The following is a 19,069-nucleotide window of genomic DNA, read 5'->3' on the forward strand; positions in this document are numbered from 1 at the left end:
CCATGATTTGAAATCAGAATATATACAGAATATATAGCGACTCGGTAAGGGCGTTTATTATCTTCAATGATTTTTATAGAACGATATAAAATGAGTTAATCGATGAGACATATTATTAACAGGTCTCAATAAAATCTATCAGTTATTATTTAATTTTAAATAATTTACAAAAGATACTATCTATACGCGATAAACTTCAAGTTGCCATCCGCAAGACGATGTGAGGCCTGATATTTCCCCGCGCAACGGGGAAATATAACACGCATCTTGAAGTTGGATGCCGATAGCAGTTTAAAGTCAATTGACAACGCTATGGTTATGGGGTCTTTTATAAAAATCTCTAATCATGGTGATATTGATGCGTATAAATATTTTTTATTAATTGATTGGTCATAGCTCAAAAATAAAATCAAACCATACGGATAATATCCAGACAAATAAAAGTATTAAAATATTCTGTGCAAAAATCAAAGAGGGATTATATGAAATCACGTGCTGCCGTTGCCTTTGGGCCAAATAAACCACTCGAAATTATCGAAATTGACGTTGCTCCACCAAAAGCAGGTGAAGTCATGATAAAAATCAGCCATACAGGTGTCTGCCATACGGATGCCTTTACCCTTTCAGGTAGCGATCCTGAAGGAATATTCCCTGTTATTCTGGGGCATGAAGGAGCCGGTATCGTGGTCGAAGTAGGTGACGGTGTCACAAGTGTAAAACCAGGTGACCATGTCATTCCATTATATGCGGCGGAATGTGGCAAATGTGAGTTCTGTCAGTCTGGGAAAACGAACCTTTGTATCGCAGTCCGCGAAACGCAAGGTAAGGGTCTCATGCCAGATGGCACAACCCGCTTTTCTTACAATGGACAGCCTATCTATCATTACATGGGGTGTTCCACATTCAGTGAATACACTGTCGTTGCTGAAGTATCCGTAGCAAAAATAAATCCAACGGCAAACCATGAACAAGTTTGCCTATTGGGCTGTGGTGTCACTACTGGTCTTGGTGCCGTACATAATACAGCCAAAGTACAGCCGGGAGATTCTGTTGCCGTTTTCGGACTGGGTGGGATTGGTCTGGCCGTTGTTCAGGGCGCTCGCCAGGCAAAAGCGGGACGCATTATTGCCATTGATACCAATCCAACTAAATTTGAACTTGCCAGACAATTTGGGGCCACTGATTGCCTCAATCCCAATGACTACGACAAACCTATCCAACAGGTCATTCTGGAGATGACTAAATGGGGTGTTGATCATACTTTCGAATGCATCGGTAATGTCAATGTCATGCGTGCCGCTCTGGAGAGTGCGCACCGGGGATGGGGACAATCCGTCATCATTGGTGTAGCCGGCGCTGGACAAGAGATCTCCACCCGGCCATTCCAACTTATTACCGGACGTACATGGAAAGGCACAGCTTTCGGCGGCGTAAAAGGACGCAGCCAGTTGCCGGGAATGGTGGAAAAAGCGATGAAAGGTGAAATCGAACTTGCACCTTTCGTTAGCCATACAATGCCTCTGGGATCCATTAATGAGGCTTTCGACCTGATGCATGAAGGTAAATCGATCCGAACAGTCATTTACTACTGACTGCTGACTACTGACTACTGACGAAGTCTGGATCGTGGACAGAAAACCGTGTTGCAGGCCAACACGGTATCTGATAAATCATAAAATATCATTGCAACAAATGACATTAGAGAGGAAGTAATGGAAAGAATCGAACATCACGCTTGTTTTGGTGGTTGGCAGGATGTCTATCAACATGAATCAAAAGTTTTGGGTTGCCAGATGCGTTTTGCAATTTTCTTGCCTCCTCAGATGAAAGCAAGAAGATTACCCGTCCTTTACTGGCTTTCTGGCCTGACCTGCACCGAGCAAAATTTCATCACAAAATCAGGTGCTCAACGTTATGCTGCTGAACAGGGTATCGTTATTGTGGCTCCAGATACCAGCCCGCGAGGCGATGATGTCGCTGACGATCCCGCCTATTTTCTTGGAAAAGGGGCTGGCTTTTATCTCAATGCATCAAGACATCCCTGGGCTTTACATTATCGTATGTATGATTATGTTGTTGCAGAACTCCCCAATTTGATTGAAACACACTTTGCAGTCACGAATATACGGGCAATCAGTGGACACTCCATGGGAGGCCATGGTGCAATGACTATTGCATTGAAAAATCCAGGACGTTATCGCAGTGTGTCGGCATTTTCACCTATTGTGGCCCCTGCTCAGGTTTCATGGGGAATAAAAGCATTTTCAGCCTATCTTGGTGAAGATATATCGGATTGGAAACAATATGACACGGTAGAACTGATCAAGAATGCGAAAGAACAGTTTCCTATTTTGATTGATCAAGGTCTCAATGACGGCTTTTTGGATGAACAGTTACGCCCTGATTTATTGCAGGATATTTGCGATGAAACCGGTTATCCCGTGACTATAAATCTCCGGCCAGAATATGACCATAGCTACTACTTTATCGCCAGCTTTATTGAAGAGCATATCGCTTATCATGCTAACGCAATGCAAAAGTAATGCAAATCAAGCAAGCCACCTATAGTCAACTCTAATATTCCATGACGTCTAAATCAGATTTCTTTATAAAGAAGCCCTTATTTTTCCTCATTTAATGAAAAAGCAAGGGCTGTATCACTGGGATAAGAAAATAAGACTGCAACCTGAAAATGTGGAAGTATACCAATCTTAATTAGCGATACACCTCAAACAACGACATGCCTTTTAAATCAGCAAAAGCCTTATAAGAAGCCTGTAATGACGCCTGTTCCTGGTAATAATCGGAAATGGTGGAGAGCCAATCTACATCGACCAATTCCCCCATGCGAACTTTATTGGCCACACTGCGTTCACGAGATAAGTCATCCAAATTGTCCATTTCCTGAAGTTGCAGCCCTAGCACAGCCTCTGCCGAAGAAAAGTTGTTCAGGCTATTACGCACACCTCGGTTAGCCTTGTTAATCTGCTCCAGTGCTGCATCTTTTTCTGCCTGGCTGGCATCCGTGAATGGCTTTCTAAGCGCTTCGATCGCGTAATCAATGGAAGCAAAAATATTTGATTCACTTGCTTTACCATCAGGTTCTTTAATCGGGTTGGAGGTTGCCGATAAAAAGACGTCTTTTCCTGTATGGGCGATAATCATGGAACGGTTGTCATCTACCCTTTGGCTTATCGCCTGATCTCCGCCTTCATAGGTAACTTTCCCGTTACTATCAGCGTTGAAAGGGGGTTTATCCGTTTTATAACCAGCAAAAATATAACGTCCATCGCCATCGGTTTTATTGCTGAGATTCAGCAATTGCTGTTTAAGCCCATCTAACTGCTGAGCATAAGATGCACGATCGTGGTCGCTCTGTTCATCCGCCGCCGCAACTAATGTTTCCAGAACACTATGTGTTACCGATACCACACTGGAGATAGTGCTCAATTGGGTTGACATTGTGTTTTTGGCAAAGATCCGCGCCATCGCAAATTGCTGGTTCTGCGATTCAGATTGGGAAGTCACAATATTCTGAGAAGCCGCCAATGGATCATCCGATGGATTGATAACACGTTTCCCACTGGATAACTGTTCACCATACCGCATCCATTTAGACTGAGCACCAAAAACCCCATTCATTTTTTGACTGTATAAAAGATTCGTACTTACACGCACAATATCAGTTCCTTTTTCTCTTTTGCCACAAGTGATTAACGAATGTCTAAAATGGCATTAAACAGTGTTGATGCTGTCTGGATAATACGAGCATTTGCCAGGTAGTATTGCTGCAAACGTTGCAGTTCGCCGTATTCTTCGTCCATATTGACGCCAGATAGCCGCTCACGGGCGGTGAAACACGCCTCTAAACTAATCTCTTGGGCTTCCAGACTGCGCTTAGCACTATTGGTTTTGCTACCCACCGTACTGACCAGAGAAGCATAAGCATCAGTCAAGGTATTTTTACCATTAATTAGCTTTTCTTTTTGCAGGAGAGTGAATTTCTTCGCATTGTCGTTATCACTCGGACCATTGTTTCCTTTGCCAGCAGTGGCTAATCGAGCAGAATCCTTAATATTGACTTCAAGTGTCGTTATGACACCACTGACCGTTTTCAGTGTGTACCGATCATTATCCTGTGAATGAGTCGCATCAATCTCGACTTTCAGACCGTCAAATTCCAGCGTATTACCCTTTTTAGTAACAGAGATCACTTCCCTGTCAGCAACACGCTGGACTTTCCAATCCCTGCCTTCGTACTTGATGGTGTAGTCACTGTCTTTTACTTTCGTGGTATCTGCATATTCCACTTTAATTTCAGCCGTACCTTTGTTATTGCTGTTAGCAATGGTTGCCGGCTGCGCAAAATTGAAGAAATTAATACCTGGTTGACCTTCCAGATCGTAGCCACCGTGCTGAACCTGATTGAATCGATCCGCCATCACTAATCCCAATTGGTTTACTTGATTGCGGGTTGGATCGATCACTTCACTACGGACACGTAATGCACCCCCCAACTTTCCTTGCGAGATAAAGCGTTCATCAATCTCTCTGGTTCCTGTACCATTATCATAGCCCAGCGTAATACGGCTGCTATCTGCACTGGATGGGAGCGCGTCTAACCGATAGGATTTGCTACCCGATACCAGCGACATGCCACCACCAAATGAGACGTTGTAAACGCCACCGTCTTGCTGAGTCATTTCTACGTCAACAAGCTGATTTAACTCATACAGCGCACGATCACGTTTATCCAGTAAAGCCAGCGGTTCACCGTGTCCTGCGCCACGCATACGAGAAACCTCATCGTTCAGAAAGGCAATTTCTTCCGCGTATTTATTGATTCCTTTAACATTCTGTTCAATTTGGCTATTGATACCATCGTCCAACTTACCGAGAAATTGATCCGCTTCTTTAAATCGGTTAACCAAACCTTCAGCTTTGCCTCGCACCGTCGTTCTTGCCGCACTATTATCTGCGTTATTTTCAAGCGTGCTCAGGCTGTTAAAAAAGTCTTCCATAGAGCTGGAAAGGCTGGTTGCCTTATCCGCCAGTAGATTATCAATTTGGGTGACCTGCTCCTTGTATATCTTTAATGCGTCATGTTTGGTTTGTGCAGCGTTATATTGCTGGTTAATAAATGTATCGTATTGGCGGTTGATAGAATTAACATTCACACCATTGCCAATAAAACCAACCGGTGACATGCTGCCACTATCCGGCGACATTACCGTTGTCTGTCGGTGATATCCTTCAACCTTAGAGTTGGTAATGTTATTACCCACTACACCCATTGCCACCTGTGCAGCATTAATACCACTCATGGCAGTATTGATAAGACTATTGGACATGTGTCTATCCTTTTACGTTTTCGTTATGCCTCCATCGTGGGAGGTAATGCACTGCTACAGTTATCGGCAAAATACCCTGATTCTTGAGTGACATTCATCCCGTTAAAACAGGTTATCGAAATCATCGGTATAGGCTTTTGCCATTTGATTGCCGGTGTTTTTTAACTGCTGGATCAATGACACTAATTTTTGAGCATAACTGGGATCGGTGGCATAGCCTGCCTCTTGCAAGGAATGCGCTCCCTGCTCCGCTGTGGTTGATTGTGCAACCTTAGCGTAACGGGGATTATCCGTCAGCAAATTAACGTAATCGGTTATCGCTTCCCGGTAAGAGCCATAGACGCGGAAACGGTCCTGCATTTTCTTCGGCTCACCATCAATGTATTCCGTCGTCATGATATTGGTGACGGGGCCTTTCCAGTGTTTCCCTGCTTTGATACCAAACAAATTATGACTTGGCTTACCTTCCGCAGTCAGAATCTCTCGCTGTCCCCAACCGGATTCCAGCGCTGCCTGGGCAATAATCAATAAATGAGGAATCCCGCTTTGCTGGCTTGCCAACTGGGCCGGCAAGGAAAGCATGGAAACAAAACTGGCGCTGGGCATTGGCAATGATTTTGGTTTAGCCGAACTCTTGGCGAAAGCCGAAGAAGAGTTGTTAGACGTGGAGTCAGGTATACCATCAGGAGCCGGAATAGCCCGACGTATAAATTGCGCCAATGCCTGGTTCGGCAATGTTTGCAGAATTTCATTATCCAGCGGCAACGGCACGTTGTCAGCTAACCCATCGGGCACATTATTCGCATTAGAGAATTGCTTCACGATCATGTCAGCAAATCCCAATCCCTTTTGGGAAAGATCCTGGGCAATTTGCTGATCGTACATCGAAGTATAAAAACGAGTCTGCTCACTGCTTAAAATGCCATCCTGCGGCAACGAAGAACGCATACTTTTCAGCATCATCTGGACGAAGACGCCTTCCAGTTGCTGGGCTACTTGCCGTAGCCCTTGTTGTGGTTCCTGTGACAGTTTAGCTTTCAATGAATGCAAAGCGTTAACATCGTAAGCGGCACCGGGCATCGTCAGAAAGTCATTCATCAGATAATCTCCAATTTCGCACGCAGACAACCTGCGCTCTCCATTGCCTGCAAGATAGACATTAAATCGGTTGGCGTTGCCCCCAACGCATTCAATGCACGCACAACCTGGGTCAGATTCGCACTGGCACTGAGTTGCTGCAATGCCCCCCCTGCTCCTGAATACCAACGCCCGTATTGCGGGTCACGACGGTACTGCCTCCCGCCAATGGCGTATTGGGTTGACTGACGACTATCTGACGTTCAACAGTCACCGACAAACTCCCATGAGCAATCGCACAACTGTCCAACGTCACATTGCGGTTCATCACCACGGAGCCTGTTCGGGAGTTGAAAATCACTTTGGCATCACCGGCATCTACACGGATAGACAAGTTCTGTACTTGCGCCAGAAACTTCACCTGTTCGCTGTTCTCAATCGGCAAACGCAACTGGACTGTGCGGGAATCCAACGGTGTCGCCGTCCCTGTTCCTTTCAACCGGTTGATTGCCTCACTGATTTTCTGAGCCAGCCCGAAATCATCATCATTCAGTTGCAGATTCAGCGTGCCTTTCTGACCAAACCGGGTTGGCAATTCACGCTCAATCACGGCACCATTGGAGATCCGTCCGCCGGCAAGCTGGTTGATTTTGATGCTATTGCCTCCGGCACTCGCACCTGCCCCTCCCACCAGAATATTGCCCTGAGCCAAAGCATAAACCTGGTTATCTACCCCTTTTAACGGCGTCATCAGCAATGTCCCGCCACGCAGACTCTTGGCATTACCCAGCGAGGAAACGACAATATCAATGTTCTGCCCTACACGCGCAAAAGGAGGCAGTTTTGCTGTCACCATCACGGCGGCGACGTTTTTAAGCTGCATATTCGTACCGGCCGGTACGGTGATGCCTAATTGCGACAACATATTGCTCAAGCTTTGGGTGGTAAAAGGCGTCTGCATGGTTTGGTCACCCGTTCCATCCAATCCGACTACCAGACCATAACCAATCAGTGCGTTATCCCTGACCCCCTCAATCGTCATCAAATCACGAATACGTTCCGCAAAAACACTGGCAGAAGTGAACGTACCGAACAGCACCAACCATAGCGTAAAAAGGCGGGTGACTAATTTTCTCATCCTGACCATCCTGTTTTAAAACGGTGAGATATTCATAAAGAAACGTTGCAACCACCCCATGTGCTGCGCTTCGTTGATATAACCATCACCAACATATTCAATACGGGCATCAGCAACCTGGTTGGAACTCACCGTATTGTTGCCCGTAATGGTGCGCGGGTTAACAACGCCAGAGAAACGGATGAACTCCGTGCCCTGATTAATGGCGATCTGTTTTTCCCCCACGACATGCAGGTTGCCATTGGCCAGCAGCCTGTCTACGGTCACCGTAATGGTGCCCCTGAAGGTATTGTTGGCATTTGCACCGCCCTTGCCGCCAAATTCGTTATTTCCTTCCATGCCTAAATCGGTTTTTCCTCCTCCCATCAATCCCTGTAGAAAGCGTGGGGTCAAGGCCGCTGCGAAACTGGTTTTTCCATTGCGGCTGGCATTGGCAGAAGAGTTTTTGCTCGCACTGACGTTCTCTTGCAAGATAATCATCAGCGTATCACCGATATTGCGTGGACGGCGGTCTTCAAACAGCGGTTGATAGCCGTAATAAACCGGTTGGACCGTTTGGAAAATAGAGCCATTTGGCGTTGGAGCAGGTGCTTCGGTGGGGTTTGCGGTTGTTTGTCCTTTCACCAGTGGCTTGTGCGGCATATAAGCACATCCCCCCAATGTCAGTGCCGACAATGCGAGTACCGTCACAGATATGCTGATACGCCACTTATTTCTCTGGTTTTTCCGTAAACCCGTGGAGCCATAAGCTACATGGTTTTTAGCATGGCTTTCGGCAACAGGCATTGTATCCATCTTCTATGCTCTTAAATTTATCGTAGAAATAGTGGAGGAACGTGTTCCCCCACCATTAATGGTTAGGTTATAACTGGGACAGTTTTTGCAGCATTTGATCAGAGGTTGATACTGCCTTGCTATTGATTTCATAGGCTCGCTGCACCTGGATCATATTGACCAACTCTTCTGCCACATTGACGTTAGACGTTTCGACAAAGCCCTGACGAAGCGTTCCAGCCCCATTAAAACCTGGCGTGTTTTCCACCGGAACACCGGAACTGTTGGTTTCCAGATACAGGTTCTCACCAATGCTTTCTAACCCACTTTCGTTGATGAACGTCGTCAGCGTGAGTTGCCCGACCTGTTGAAAAGCGGCTTGTCCCTGCACTTTTATGCTGACAATCCCATCAGCGGCAATACTGAGATTGGTGGTGTTGTCTGGAATGATGATGGCTGGCACGACCTGAAAACCCCCGGCCGTAACCAACTGGCCGTTCTGGTCTTTCTGAAATGAACCATCACGGGTATAAGCCGTGGTGCCATCAGGCATCTGGATCTGGAAGAAGCCGCGTCCTGAAATTGCCACATCATTAGTACTGGCTTTGACGATATTGCCCTGACTGTGCAGCCGTTCCGTCGCAACTGGGCGTACCCCTGTGCCAATCTGCAACCCTGAGGGCAGATTAGTCTGCTCAGATGACATTGCTCCCGGCTGACGCTCGGTTTGGTAGAGCAAATCTTCAAATACTGCCCGCTGGCGTTTAAAGCCATTGGTGTTGACGTTTGCCAGGTTGTTAGCAATAACATCCATATTGGTTTGCTGGGCATCCAAACCCGTCTTGGCAATCCATAAAGATCGGATCATGAATTTATCTCCCCCGATTAGCTCATAGCAAGAATTTGATTAGCCCGTTGTGCATTTTCATCGGAACTGTGTATGACTTTCATCTGCATCTCAAAGCGACGCGCGTTGGCTATCATGTTGACCATGCTTTCCACCGGGTTAACATTGCTGCCTTCCAGTACACCCGGCATCACTTTCACTTCGGTACTGGCCGCCAATTCATTGCCCTGCTGTTCCCGCGCCTGTGGCGTTAAATGGAACAGGCCATCGTCGCCACGCACCACCTGGTTGGCTTCCGGTTTGACGACTTTCAGCTTGCCAATCTGCCCCAATAACGTGGGCGGATCGCTGGCAATCAAGGCAGAAATGGCGCCGTCTGTCGCAATAGTCAATTCGGCCTGCGGCGGAACATCAATCGGCCCGTTTTCGCCCATCAACATGCGCCCCTGCACCATCAGTTGCCCTTCGGGAGAAATTTGGATGCTGCCGTTACGGGTATAGGCTTCTGTCCCGTCTTCAAGCTGGACAGCCAAATAGCCACCTTGTCCGACAGCCACATCTAACGGACGGGAAGTGTAATTCATGGGTCCCTGACGGCTATCCATGCCAGAGGTAGAGGCAACAACCAGCGAGCGGGTCGGTAAAGTTTCGCCTTCAATGGGGACGGCACGCAGTGCCGCAAGCTGGGCCTTAAAGCCCGGCGTTGACGCATTGGCCAGATTGTTAGTGGTGACAGCCTGATGCTCCAGCGTTTGGCGCGCAGCTCCCATAGCGGTATAAATGACGTGATCCATAATGCTATCCGCCTGAGCCTATTAACGCATGCTGACCAGCGTTTGCAGAATTTGGTCCTGCGTTTTGATGGTCTGGGCGTTGGATTGGTAATTACGCTGGGCGACGATCATGCTGACCAGCTCCTGGCTCATATCAACGTTTGATGATTCCAATGAGCTACTGATAAGCTTACCGAAGTTACCGGAACCCGCCGTGCCCACAACCGGACTACCCGATGCACCGGTTTCTATCCAAACGTTATCACCCTGTGAAGCCAAACCGGCCGGGTTGGAGAAGTTTGCCAAGACGACCTGTCCCAACACCTGTTTCTGTTCGTTAGAATAAAGGCCGTAAATTTTGCCATCACCGTCAACCTGGTAGTTGGTGAAGTGACCTGCCGCATAACCGTCCTGCTTCTGGTTAGAAACGGAGGATTCTTTGACTCTCTGCTGTTGGCTACCGTTAAAATCGAATTTGACTTCTGCCGGATTAGAACCATTCAGGGCTGGCATATTGAAAGCAAATATGTTTTCAGCCGTCGTTGCTGCCGCAAGCTGACCAGTGCCATTAAATTGAACGCTGTCTGTGTTTAATTTTTGAGCCGATGAATTCTTAACCGAAGTATCCAGGGCATAAACATCCCACTGGTTATCATTTGTTTTGACGAAGAACACATTGATGTTATGTTCATTGCCGAGGCTATCGTATACCGAAATACCGGAACTGTAGCTAAAAGTATCTTTATCGCCTGGTTCAAATGGCTTCGCTTTCGTATCGATCTTGTCATGCATCGAGTTCAGGTTAGTCTTCATCTTGACTTCTGTCGTCGCTTTGGCCGTCAACATATCCGTTGGGATCGAAATTGGCCCTGGTGCGGCACCCTGTTGAATTTCAGGACCCTCTTTGCCCTGAATGGCCGGATAACCGGTCAATTTCATGCCCTGCATATCGATCACATTACGATCGGCATCCATTTTAAACTGGCCATTGCGGGAATAAAAAATATTGCCGTTGGTATCCTGCATACGGAAAAAACCGCCCTGCGTGATCGCCATATTTAATTGATCGTTGGTTTTGGTGATTGAACCATCCTTAAAGTTCTGCACCATGCCAGAAACCTTGACGCCCAATCCGACATCCGAGCCACTGAACACATCCGAAAAAGCCGCAGAACTGGACTTAAATCCGTATGTTGCCGAGTTTGCGATATTATTACCAATAACGTCTAAGTTGTTCGCAGCGGCATTCAAGCCACTGACCGCTTGTGAAAAAGCCATATGTCCTCCGTTTAATTAAAGAATCTGACGAACTTCGTCCATGTTTACCGTACCCACCAGCCCTAAATCCAATTTAGTGCTATTCTCCTGCCGCACAACGCCCTGAACTTCGGCATATCTCAGGGAAGTTATCCCCAATCCCTGATCCTGTTGGCTTGCGTAAACGGTGAAGTTGTAAGCGCCCTGTTCCACGATATTGCCGTCTGCGTTTTTACCATCCCATATGAAGCCGTGTACGCCCGCCTTCAAATATTCGGATGTGTTGGGATCTAATTTATTGAATTCCATCTCCCGGACAACTACGCCACTTTTATCTCTGATGGTCACTTTGACAGTGTCGGCAGGCCGGCCTAGTTCAAAACCGATTGGGGTTGTGCTGATGCCCTCTTCTGCGCTGGAACCCAGCAAAATCTCATTGCCGGGCACCATGACACCCCGGCCAATCAGGGCCACCTTTTGCATCGTGTGGTTACTGTCCATTTGTCCGACAATGGAACCCAACGTCTTATTGAGTTTCTCAATCCCCTCAACAGTGCTGATCTGCGCAATCTGTGAAGTCAATTCACTGTTTTCCATCGGGTTGGTCGGGTCTTGGTTCTTAAGCTGGGCAACCAAGATATTCAAGAAATTATCTTTGATATCACCACTACTTTGCGTTTTTTGGTGGGTCAAGTTAGACAGCCCACTGACGGCTGAATTATCCAATGATTCATTAATTGGAACGGTAATTCCCATAACGATATTCCTGTTACTGGCCCAGTGTCAGCGTTTTCAACATGATGGATTTGGTGGTATTCAGTACTTCAACGTTCGCCTGATAGCTGCGGGAAGCCGAGATGGTATTGACCATTTCCCCGACCACATCCACATTCGGCATACGTACATAACCTTTTTCATCGGCCAGCGGATGGCCCGGCTGATATTCAAGACGGAAAGGTGATGGATCATCCACCACTTCACTAACGCGAACACCGCCAACCTCTTGGCCTGCTGGTGCAGCAACGCGGAATACAACCTGCTTGGCCCGGTATGGTTCGCCATCCGGCCCCGCAACACTGTCGGCATTCGCCATATTACTGGCGCTGACATTCAGTCGCTGAGACTGAGCAGAAAGCGCGGAGCTGGCAATATCAAAAATACTGAGTAGAGACATTCCCATTATCCTTGTGACTGTAGAACTGACATCATGCTTTTGATTTGTGCATTCGTCATCGTGAGTTCAGCCTGATATTTCAAGCTGTTATCAGCGAAATTGCTGCGTTCCATATCCATGTCAACGGTATTTCCATCCATAGCTGTCTGGTATGGCACCCGATACAGCAGATCCATCTCCAGACGTTTTTGAGGCTGAACGGGAATATGTCGATCGGAAGTCAGCGTTAGCCCAACGCCATTTCCGGTTACACGACCATGTGCCATGACTTTTTTTAGTTGAGCAGCAAAATCGACATCACGCGCCTGATAGCCAGGGGTATCCGCATTGGCAATGTTGGCAGACAAAATTTCCTGCCGCTGGTTGCGCAGTGCCAGCGCTTCTTGTCGAAATTGAAAGGCGGCATCTAATTTATCGAGCATACTCCTCCCCCGGATCTGTTCGTGAAATTTGCTGGGTATAAGCCCCAGGCAGCTAACAGAATAAACGGAGAAGAAAAAGGTAATTCGAAGAATAGAAACAAATTGAATTGCTATTTATCCCATTAACGAATAATCAATCGAGTTACACTGCTCACATCCAACAGGTGCTGAATATTTTTTGAAATCATGGTTCGCTAACAGGATCCAAGGTGGTGAAATGCCTGCATTAAAGTTTATCGGGTTGTTTGCCTTTTTCCTTAATCTATTTTTTGTTTTCGGCAGCGCTTTAGCCTGGGGAAACCCGTTACCGCAATTAATAGATGACTATTTCAGGCAGATCCATCGCCCATTGAATCATAAGGTCTTAGTCGAAATCAAAACACCTGAACAACAATGGCCCGCTTGTGAACACCCTGAAATACAACCGTTACTTAGCAACAAAAATTGGGGTAACCTTTCCGTTCCTGTGACTTGTGGTCAGCAACGCCGTTTTGTTCAGGTTTATGTCAATGTCGTCGGCCCTTATTGGGTTTCTAAGCGGGCCATTAACCGCAATGCGGTTCTGACAGAAAAAGATTTTCAAGTAAAAACGGGTTCCTTAGATAAGCTGCCGAATGACATAATCCGTAACAGCAAGGCCATACAAAATGGTATTGCACTGCGCAACATCCCTGCCGGACAATTCATCACACGTAATATGATCCGGCGTCCCTGGGCAATTCAAGCCGGGCAAAATGTAGTTGTCACCGTAGATGGACACCATTTTCAGGTGCGTTACGAAGGAAAAGCAATTAACAACGCCGCGAGTTTTGATAATATCCGTGTCCGCCTGAACTCTGGACAGGTTATTACGGGTGCAGCTCAAGAAAATGGCAGTGTAAAAATGATGTTATAAATGGCTAAAGTTTTATTTTTTCACGCCGATATAACCAACAGACCATGATTTACAGGCATGCCAGCGGTATATCGCCTGCTACCTAAGACAAATAAATAATGCCTGATTAAAGGATTACGATTATGAGTATTGAACGCACTCAACCTCTACTGGCTATAGCTGCTTTACAGCAACGCAATGCCAATGAAGGTGCTCAGAGCACTCGCAGAATTGTGGCTGTTGCAGAAAAAAGCGCAGATACACAAGTTAAGTTGAGCGAAGCGCAGAAAAAGCTCGTCCAGCCAAGCAGTCAGGATATTAATATCCAAAAAGTACAACAATTGAAAGAAGCCATTGCAAAGGGAACCCTAACGATGGACAGCGGTAAAATTGCTGATGCTCTATTTAGGGAGGCCCTTGAAAACATGGAATATGATAAATAAACACTAAAATTTAAAGAGCCATAAATGGAAGAACTTCAACTCTTGCTTGAACAGCAAAGCGCGCACTTAAATTCGCTTTCGCAAACTATGGCAGAAGAACAGCACATATTGAGCGAAGGCTTTATTGACGCGAATCAGTTACATCGTGTGACGGAACAAAAAACATTTTTGCTTTCAGCACTCGATCATGCTGAACGAAAACGCCAGCAGTTAAATGACACGCTAAAAATAAATGCGCCTTATGCTAACCATAAAGTGTTAGCCGTATTATGGAGTCAAATTAGTCAATCTGTTGAACGTATCTGTGATTTAAATTCACATAACGGATTTTTACTGGAACAACATATTGAGTTGAACAGTCAAGCAATCGCTTTTCTGAAAACTCACCACAGCCCTTCTCTTTATGGTGCAGACGGCCAGGCCCGTCATCATTCAGCGCTATCAGGCCACAAGATCAGCGTTTGATCATTCGGTTACTGCCTAAGCAGTAAGTTCTACAGACCTCTTGGTTTATTGGCAATGATAAGGGGTCTGTTTCTGTGTATCTGTATTTTTCCCTCGCCTGATAAAAAAGAAAATAATTCTCATTATATTGATGAAACTTATTACTTTCTCACACCTAAGAGGTGGTTTTAGCATCATAAAATGAGTATCAAATAATTTAAAAAGATGATAAGTCACGCTCATTTGAGAGTTGGACGAACAATGCTTTTCTCAAATTCTTTACCTTTCCTTGATTGATAAACCCTATCAATATATTGTTAATTGATCGTGAACACCGATAGTTTTGTTGATCTTTTTTAATTCATAAGGTAAATTTTTCTTCTGCGCACAAAAAAACTGTGCCCGAATCTTTTTGTTATAACGCGTTATTATTTTGCGTTATACATAATAAGTAGTTTTATATTATGATTGTTATGGATATGTAAATGAAAAATGTTTTAGTTTCATCTTTTATTGTTGCAATATTAGCTTTAGTAAGTAATATTTCTTATGCGGCACCTCCGGCAACAACCGGGGAAGTAAAATTCACGGGGAGAATTATAGAAACCACTTGCACTGTTAGTAATGATACTGACAAGATTGTGAACATGGGGACATATCTCAAAAGCGATATAAAAACAGCGGGAAGTAAAGTTGCGGGAAGCGAAAGGGATTTTAAGATCAAATTAACTGGGTGCCCTATTGATGCGTCTGCACCTATTATGATGGACGTTACATTTTCTGGGAGTAATGCGGATGCCGAAGATCCAAAGTTATTGGCATTAGACGCACTTTCAAGTTCAAAAGGGATTGGCATTGGTATTTATGACGAAAATGACAATCAGATAAGTTTATCTTCCACTTACTCATTCCCTGATACAATCAGTAAATCCGATATGGTAATACCTTTAAAAGCGGCTTATGTATCTAATGGAGCCCCCTCTAAAGCCGGAACGGCCGAGGCCACACTTCATTTTAATATAAATTACAGATAAAAATTAATCAATTATACCCGATAAACTTCAAGCTGCAATCCGCAAGAAGACGCGAGGCCTTATATTTCCCCGAGCAGCGGGGAAATATAACACGCATCTTGAAGTTGGATTGGGAAATAAATATTTATTTCCTGGCCGCAGCGGCACTTTTACGGCTGCGGCCAGGAGCTATTAATATCATAAGTAGTCATGTAATAATGAAAGATAAAATAAAAAAAATATTTACATCGTATATGTTAACGAAAAAAATAACGATTATATTATTATTCTTTATATCTCCTTCCTGGGCGGGTGTAACTATTGGTGGAACCCGTGTTATTTATAAAGGAAATAAAAAAGAAACTTCAATTTCAGTGAAAAACTCTGACGAAAGCCGGCCTTATTTAATTCAGTCTTTTATCACCACGGATTCAAAAGGAGAAAAAGCGCCTTTCATTGTGACTCCCCCGCTATTTCGTTTGGATGCTGGCAAAGAAAGTACTCTCCGTATTGTTCGTATCGGCGGTCATTTACCTGATGATAAGGAATCGGTTTTTTACCTTAATGTGAAGTCTATCCCTCCCGTACAAGAAAACGAGCAGAATACTTTATTGATTGCGGTGAAAACCCGGATCAAACTGTTTTATCGGCCTGAAGGCATTGAAGGTGATTCTGAAGAAGCTTATAAGACGCTGACATTTTGTCGCATTGGTCACCAACTTGAGGTCAGAAACCCCAGTAATTATTATGTAACCATCGGGCAGCTCAAAGTAGCCGGGAAAATCCTGACGGGTACTGACATGATCGCTCCGCAAGGTGTAGCGCATTTCGTCCTGCCATCTGAATCATCAGGCTTAGTCAGCTGGAATAGCATTAATAGTCATGGTGGCATAAGCAAAGAGGTAAGTAAAAATCTGCCTCAAAAAGAAGATAAAAGATAAAGACAGGGGACGAAAAATCATATTTGTTAAATATAAAACGAGTGGCGGCACAATTATGCCAACATGTTTACTTTCAGTCTTTATTTTATGTTTTTCCGTATTGCTATCATTACCCGTCACGGCACAGGATTACTTTCGATCATCAGCATTGGAATTAGATGATACTCAACCGGTGATTGATTTAAGCGTATTTTCATTCCCCGGTGGTCAATTACCGGGTCAGTATCAGGTGAACATATTTCTTAACGGAAAAGAAAAAGACACAAAACAGGTTAATTTTATTAAACTAAAAAACGGGAAACTGTCTCCACAACTAACGGTCGATGATTTAAAACAGTATGGCGTGAAAATGTCAGTTTTTCCTGCACTGATGAAACTCTCTCCTGAGCAAGTTATTGATGATATTAGCGAATATATTCTACAGGCATCAACCTCATTTGATTTCTATGAGCAACGTCTGGATATCAGTATTCCTCAGGCAGTATTGGATAATCAAGCCAGAGATACTGTGGCATCACATTTATGGCAACATGGAGAGACCGCATTTTTAATGAGCTATAACTTTAGTGGATCGGAAAATTATAATAAAAACATAAAAAAACAAAGCTACTTTTTAAATTTACAAAGCGGAATAAATATCGGAGCCTGGCGTATCAGGAATCAATCAGTTTATAACTATCAGTCTGGAAAAAATAAAGATGAGGGTCGTTTTTCATCTATTAACAGCTACATCCAACGGGACATTCCAGAACTAAAAAGCCAAATAATTCTTGGCGAAACCGTTACTGACGGAGATCTATTTGAAAGCGTGCCGTTTATCGGTGCTTCTATGACATCCGATAGTTTAATGTTGCCCAGCAGCCAGCGTGGATTTGCGCCAATTATCCGGGGTATTGCTCAAACCAATGCGCGTGTAACGATCCGCCAAAATAATTACGTCATCTACGAAAGCTATGTTCCGCCAGGGCCTTTTGTTATTACGGATCTTTATTCAACCTCCGGCTCCGGTGATTTGGATATCACGATCACCGAAAAGGACGGGCGGCAGCGTAAATTTGTACAACCATTTTCATCAGTGCCAATGATGCAGCGAGAAGGACAATTAAAATATCAGGTTACCCTGGGACGTTACCGTTATTCCAATGCCAGCGCTGATAAACCTTATTTTAGCGAAGCGACATTTATCTATGGACTCTCCAATCGGTTAAGTTTGCTATCTGGTATTCAGGTAGCAGAAAACTACCGGGCGTTTAACGCTGGCCTGGGGATGGGTTTAGGGAATTTTGGTGCGATTTCTCTGGATATGACACAAGCAGATGCCTGGTTGCAGAAAAATGGACATAAACAAGGGCAATCATATCGAATCCAATATACGAAAAGTATCGAGACAACGGGGACATCCCTGACATTGGCCGGATATCGCTATTCCTCACCAGAATACTATTCATTTGCAGAGGCGAATGAATATTCAGTCAGAAAAGAAGCCGGCCGCGCACAAAATAAGCGTAGCCAATTGCAGCTGACTCTAAACCAAGTAATGGGGGATTTTGGCAATATTTATGTGTCTGCCTATCAGCAAGATTACTGGGGAAAACAAGGCTCCAACCAATCATTATCTACCGGTTATAACATTAACCTTGCCGGGATCAGTTATGGGTTGAATCTTTCCTATGAAGCCAATCACCAATCCATGAGGAGTAAGGATATGCAGGCATCGTTTAACGTTTCTATTCCACTGGGGCAGTGGCTGCCTAATGGATGGGTAACTTACAGCATGAATAGAAATGACCACAGTCGAGGAGGCCAACAATTGACGGTTAGTGGCAGCGCATTGGATGCCCATGCCTTGTCATATAGTATCCACGGAGAGCACAGCAATAACATGGAAGGAGCGAGCGGTGGTGTTTCCCTGGAATACAGCCATTCTTCTGGTCGTGTGAATCTGGGCTACAGCTACAGTGATACTGGCCAATCGCTTAACTACGGGCTGTCTGGCGGTATTATCGCCCATCAAGACGGCATTACGTTTTCCCAGCCATTGGGTGAAACCGTCGCACTGGTCAAAGCGGCGGGTGCAGCCGAAACAAAAATTTTAAATCACAGTGAAATTAAAACGGATTCACGTGGCTACGCCGTAATCCCGTCGATCGAACCTTATACCTACAACCGGATTGCCCTGGATACTGAGATGCTGGCAGATGGCGTTGACCTTGATAATTCAGTGCAACACATTGTACCGACTCGTGGTGCCGTGGTTGCTGCCGATTTTCGCGTTCGTCAAGGGTATCGTATATTGGTGACATTACGTTACAACGGCAAACCTGTGCCTTTCGGTGCCAGCGCAGCGTTAACAAACAATGACAGTAGCGGGATTGTTGGCGATGACGGTGAGTTGTATCTGAATGCTGTCCCCGAGCAGGCAGAAATAAAAGTACAATGGGGAGAAAATAAGGATCAACAATGTCGTGCAAAAACAGATTTATCAATGCTGCCCGAAAAGTCAGGCGTATTACGCCTGATTGCTGATTGCCGCAACTAAAA

Annotated in this window: 18 protein-coding genes and 1 pseudogene; 8 read left to right on the top strand and 11 right to left on the bottom strand. The window is 45.2% G+C overall.

All coding sequences use genetic code 11. The annotated features are described in order from the left end of the window. Window positions 1-482 precede the first annotated feature (482 nt). Window positions 483-1,592: an S-(hydroxymethyl)glutathione dehydrogenase/class III alcohol dehydrogenase gene (locus tag PXH59_RS06760; protein WP_285810916.1), complete on the top strand. Its 1,110-nt coding sequence runs from the start codon at window positions 483-485 to the stop codon at window positions 1,590-1,592. A gap of 120 nt (window positions 1,593-1,712) precedes the next feature. Beyond that, the gene (fghA, locus tag PXH59_RS06765; RefSeq protein WP_285810917.1) at window positions 1,713-2,543 is read left to right on the top strand and encodes an S-formylglutathione hydrolase; all 831 of its coding nucleotides are present in this window, start codon (window positions 1,713-1,715) and stop codon (window positions 2,541-2,543) included. A gap of 172 nt (window positions 2,544-2,715) precedes the next feature. Here the strand turns inward: fghA and flgL are convergent, their stop codons facing one another. The 11 genes and pseudogenes from flgL to flgB all read right to left on the bottom strand — a co-directional run bounded on the left by flgL (window position 2,716) and on the right by flgB (window position 12,813). Beyond that, window positions 2,716-3,678, bottom strand: coding sequence for a flagellar hook-associated protein FlgL (gene flgL / locus PXH59_RS06770; protein ID WP_047770698.1), 963 nt, complete (start codon window positions 3,676-3,678; stop codon window positions 2,716-2,718). A gap of 35 nt (window positions 3,679-3,713) precedes the next feature. Then, entirely contained in the window at window positions 3,714-5,351 is a 1,638-nt protein-coding gene (gene flgK, locus PXH59_RS06775) for a flagellar hook-associated protein FlgK (RefSeq protein ID WP_285810918.1), read from the bottom strand. A gap of 102 nt (window positions 5,352-5,453) precedes the next feature. After that, complete coding sequence (flgJ, locus tag PXH59_RS06780; RefSeq protein WP_285811670.1) at window positions 5,454-6,452, bottom strand: flagellar assembly peptidoglycan hydrolase FlgJ; 999 nt, start codon at window positions 6,450-6,452, stop codon at window positions 5,454-5,456. Beyond that, a pseudogene (locus PXH59_RS06785) lies at window positions 6,449-7,566 on the bottom strand (flagellar basal body P-ring protein FlgI). The gene flgJ and the pseudogene PXH59_RS06785 overlap by 4 nt, the downstream one beginning before the upstream one ends. A 15-nt stretch (window positions 7,567-7,581) precedes the next feature. Next, complete coding sequence (locus PXH59_RS06790; RefSeq protein WP_285810919.1) at window positions 7,582-8,361, bottom strand: flagellar basal body L-ring protein FlgH; 780 nt, start codon at window positions 8,359-8,361, stop codon at window positions 7,582-7,584. A gap of 67 nt (window positions 8,362-8,428) precedes the next feature. Next, a complete protein-coding gene (gene flgG / locus PXH59_RS06795; protein WP_047770693.1) occupies window positions 8,429-9,208 on the bottom strand; it encodes a flagellar basal-body rod protein FlgG in 780 nt (259 codons plus the stop codon). 17 nt (window positions 9,209-9,225) lie between these two features. After that, the gene (locus tag PXH59_RS06800) at window positions 9,226-9,981 is read right to left on the bottom strand and encodes a flagellar basal body rod protein FlgF (RefSeq protein WP_285810920.1); all 756 of its coding nucleotides are present in this window, start codon (window positions 9,979-9,981) and stop codon (window positions 9,226-9,228) included. Window positions 9,982-10,002: 21 nt separating this feature from the next. Then, a complete protein-coding gene (flgE, locus tag PXH59_RS06805) occupies window positions 10,003-11,238 on the bottom strand; it encodes a flagellar hook protein FlgE (RefSeq protein WP_047770691.1) in 1,236 nt (411 codons plus the stop codon). Between the two features lie 15 nt (window positions 11,239-11,253). Continuing rightward, the gene (locus PXH59_RS06810) at window positions 11,254-11,973 is read right to left on the bottom strand and encodes a flagellar hook assembly protein FlgD (RefSeq protein WP_285810921.1); all 720 of its coding nucleotides are present in this window, start codon (window positions 11,971-11,973) and stop codon (window positions 11,254-11,256) included. Between the two features lie 13 nt (window positions 11,974-11,986). Continuing rightward, complete coding sequence (gene flgC, locus PXH59_RS06815; RefSeq protein WP_047770689.1) at window positions 11,987-12,391, bottom strand: flagellar basal body rod protein FlgC; 405 nt, start codon at window positions 12,389-12,391, stop codon at window positions 11,987-11,989. Window positions 12,392-12,396: 5 nt separating this feature from the next. After that, window positions 12,397-12,813, bottom strand: coding sequence for a flagellar basal body rod protein FlgB (flgB, locus tag PXH59_RS06820; protein ID WP_047770688.1), 417 nt, complete (start codon window positions 12,811-12,813; stop codon window positions 12,397-12,399). 217 nt (window positions 12,814-13,030) lie between these two features. Here flgB and flgA point away from each other — a divergent pair, with 217 nt between their 5' ends. The 6 genes from flgA (at window position 13,031) to PXH59_RS06850 (ending at window position 19,067) form a co-directional block, all read left to right on the top strand. Beyond that, window positions 13,031-13,708, top strand: coding sequence for a flagellar basal body P-ring formation chaperone FlgA (gene flgA / locus PXH59_RS06825; protein ID WP_285810922.1), 678 nt, complete (start codon window positions 13,031-13,033; stop codon window positions 13,706-13,708). A gap of 122 nt (window positions 13,709-13,830) precedes the next feature. Then, window positions 13,831-14,130, top strand: a complete 300-nt coding sequence (flgM, locus tag PXH59_RS06830) for a flagellar biosynthesis anti-sigma factor FlgM (protein WP_047770686.1) — start codon at window positions 13,831-13,833, stop codon at window positions 14,128-14,130. 24 nt (window positions 14,131-14,154) lie between these two features. Next, the gene (locus tag PXH59_RS06835) at window positions 14,155-14,595 is read left to right on the top strand and encodes a flagella synthesis protein FlgN (RefSeq protein WP_285810923.1); all 441 of its coding nucleotides are present in this window, start codon (window positions 14,155-14,157) and stop codon (window positions 14,593-14,595) included. Between the two features lie 464 nt (window positions 14,596-15,059). Beyond that, window positions 15,060-15,608 (top strand): fimbrial protein, encoded by a 549-nt coding sequence (locus tag PXH59_RS06840; protein WP_285810924.1) that lies wholly within the window; start codon window positions 15,060-15,062, stop codon window positions 15,606-15,608. Window positions 15,609-15,805: 197 nt separating this feature from the next. Further along, window positions 15,806-16,528, top strand: coding sequence for a fimbrial biogenesis chaperone (locus PXH59_RS06845; protein ID WP_285810925.1), 723 nt, complete (start codon window positions 15,806-15,808; stop codon window positions 16,526-16,528). A gap of 55 nt (window positions 16,529-16,583) precedes the next feature. Further along, entirely contained in the window at window positions 16,584-19,067 is a 2,484-nt protein-coding gene (locus tag PXH59_RS06850; RefSeq protein ID WP_285810926.1) for a fimbria/pilus outer membrane usher protein, read from the top strand. Window positions 19,068-19,069: the final 2 nt, after the last annotated feature.

This window comes from Xenorhabdus bakwenae, from assembly GCF_030272115.1.
Taxonomy (GTDB): Bacteria; Pseudomonadota; Gammaproteobacteria; order Enterobacterales; family Enterobacteriaceae; genus Xenorhabdus; species Xenorhabdus bakwenae.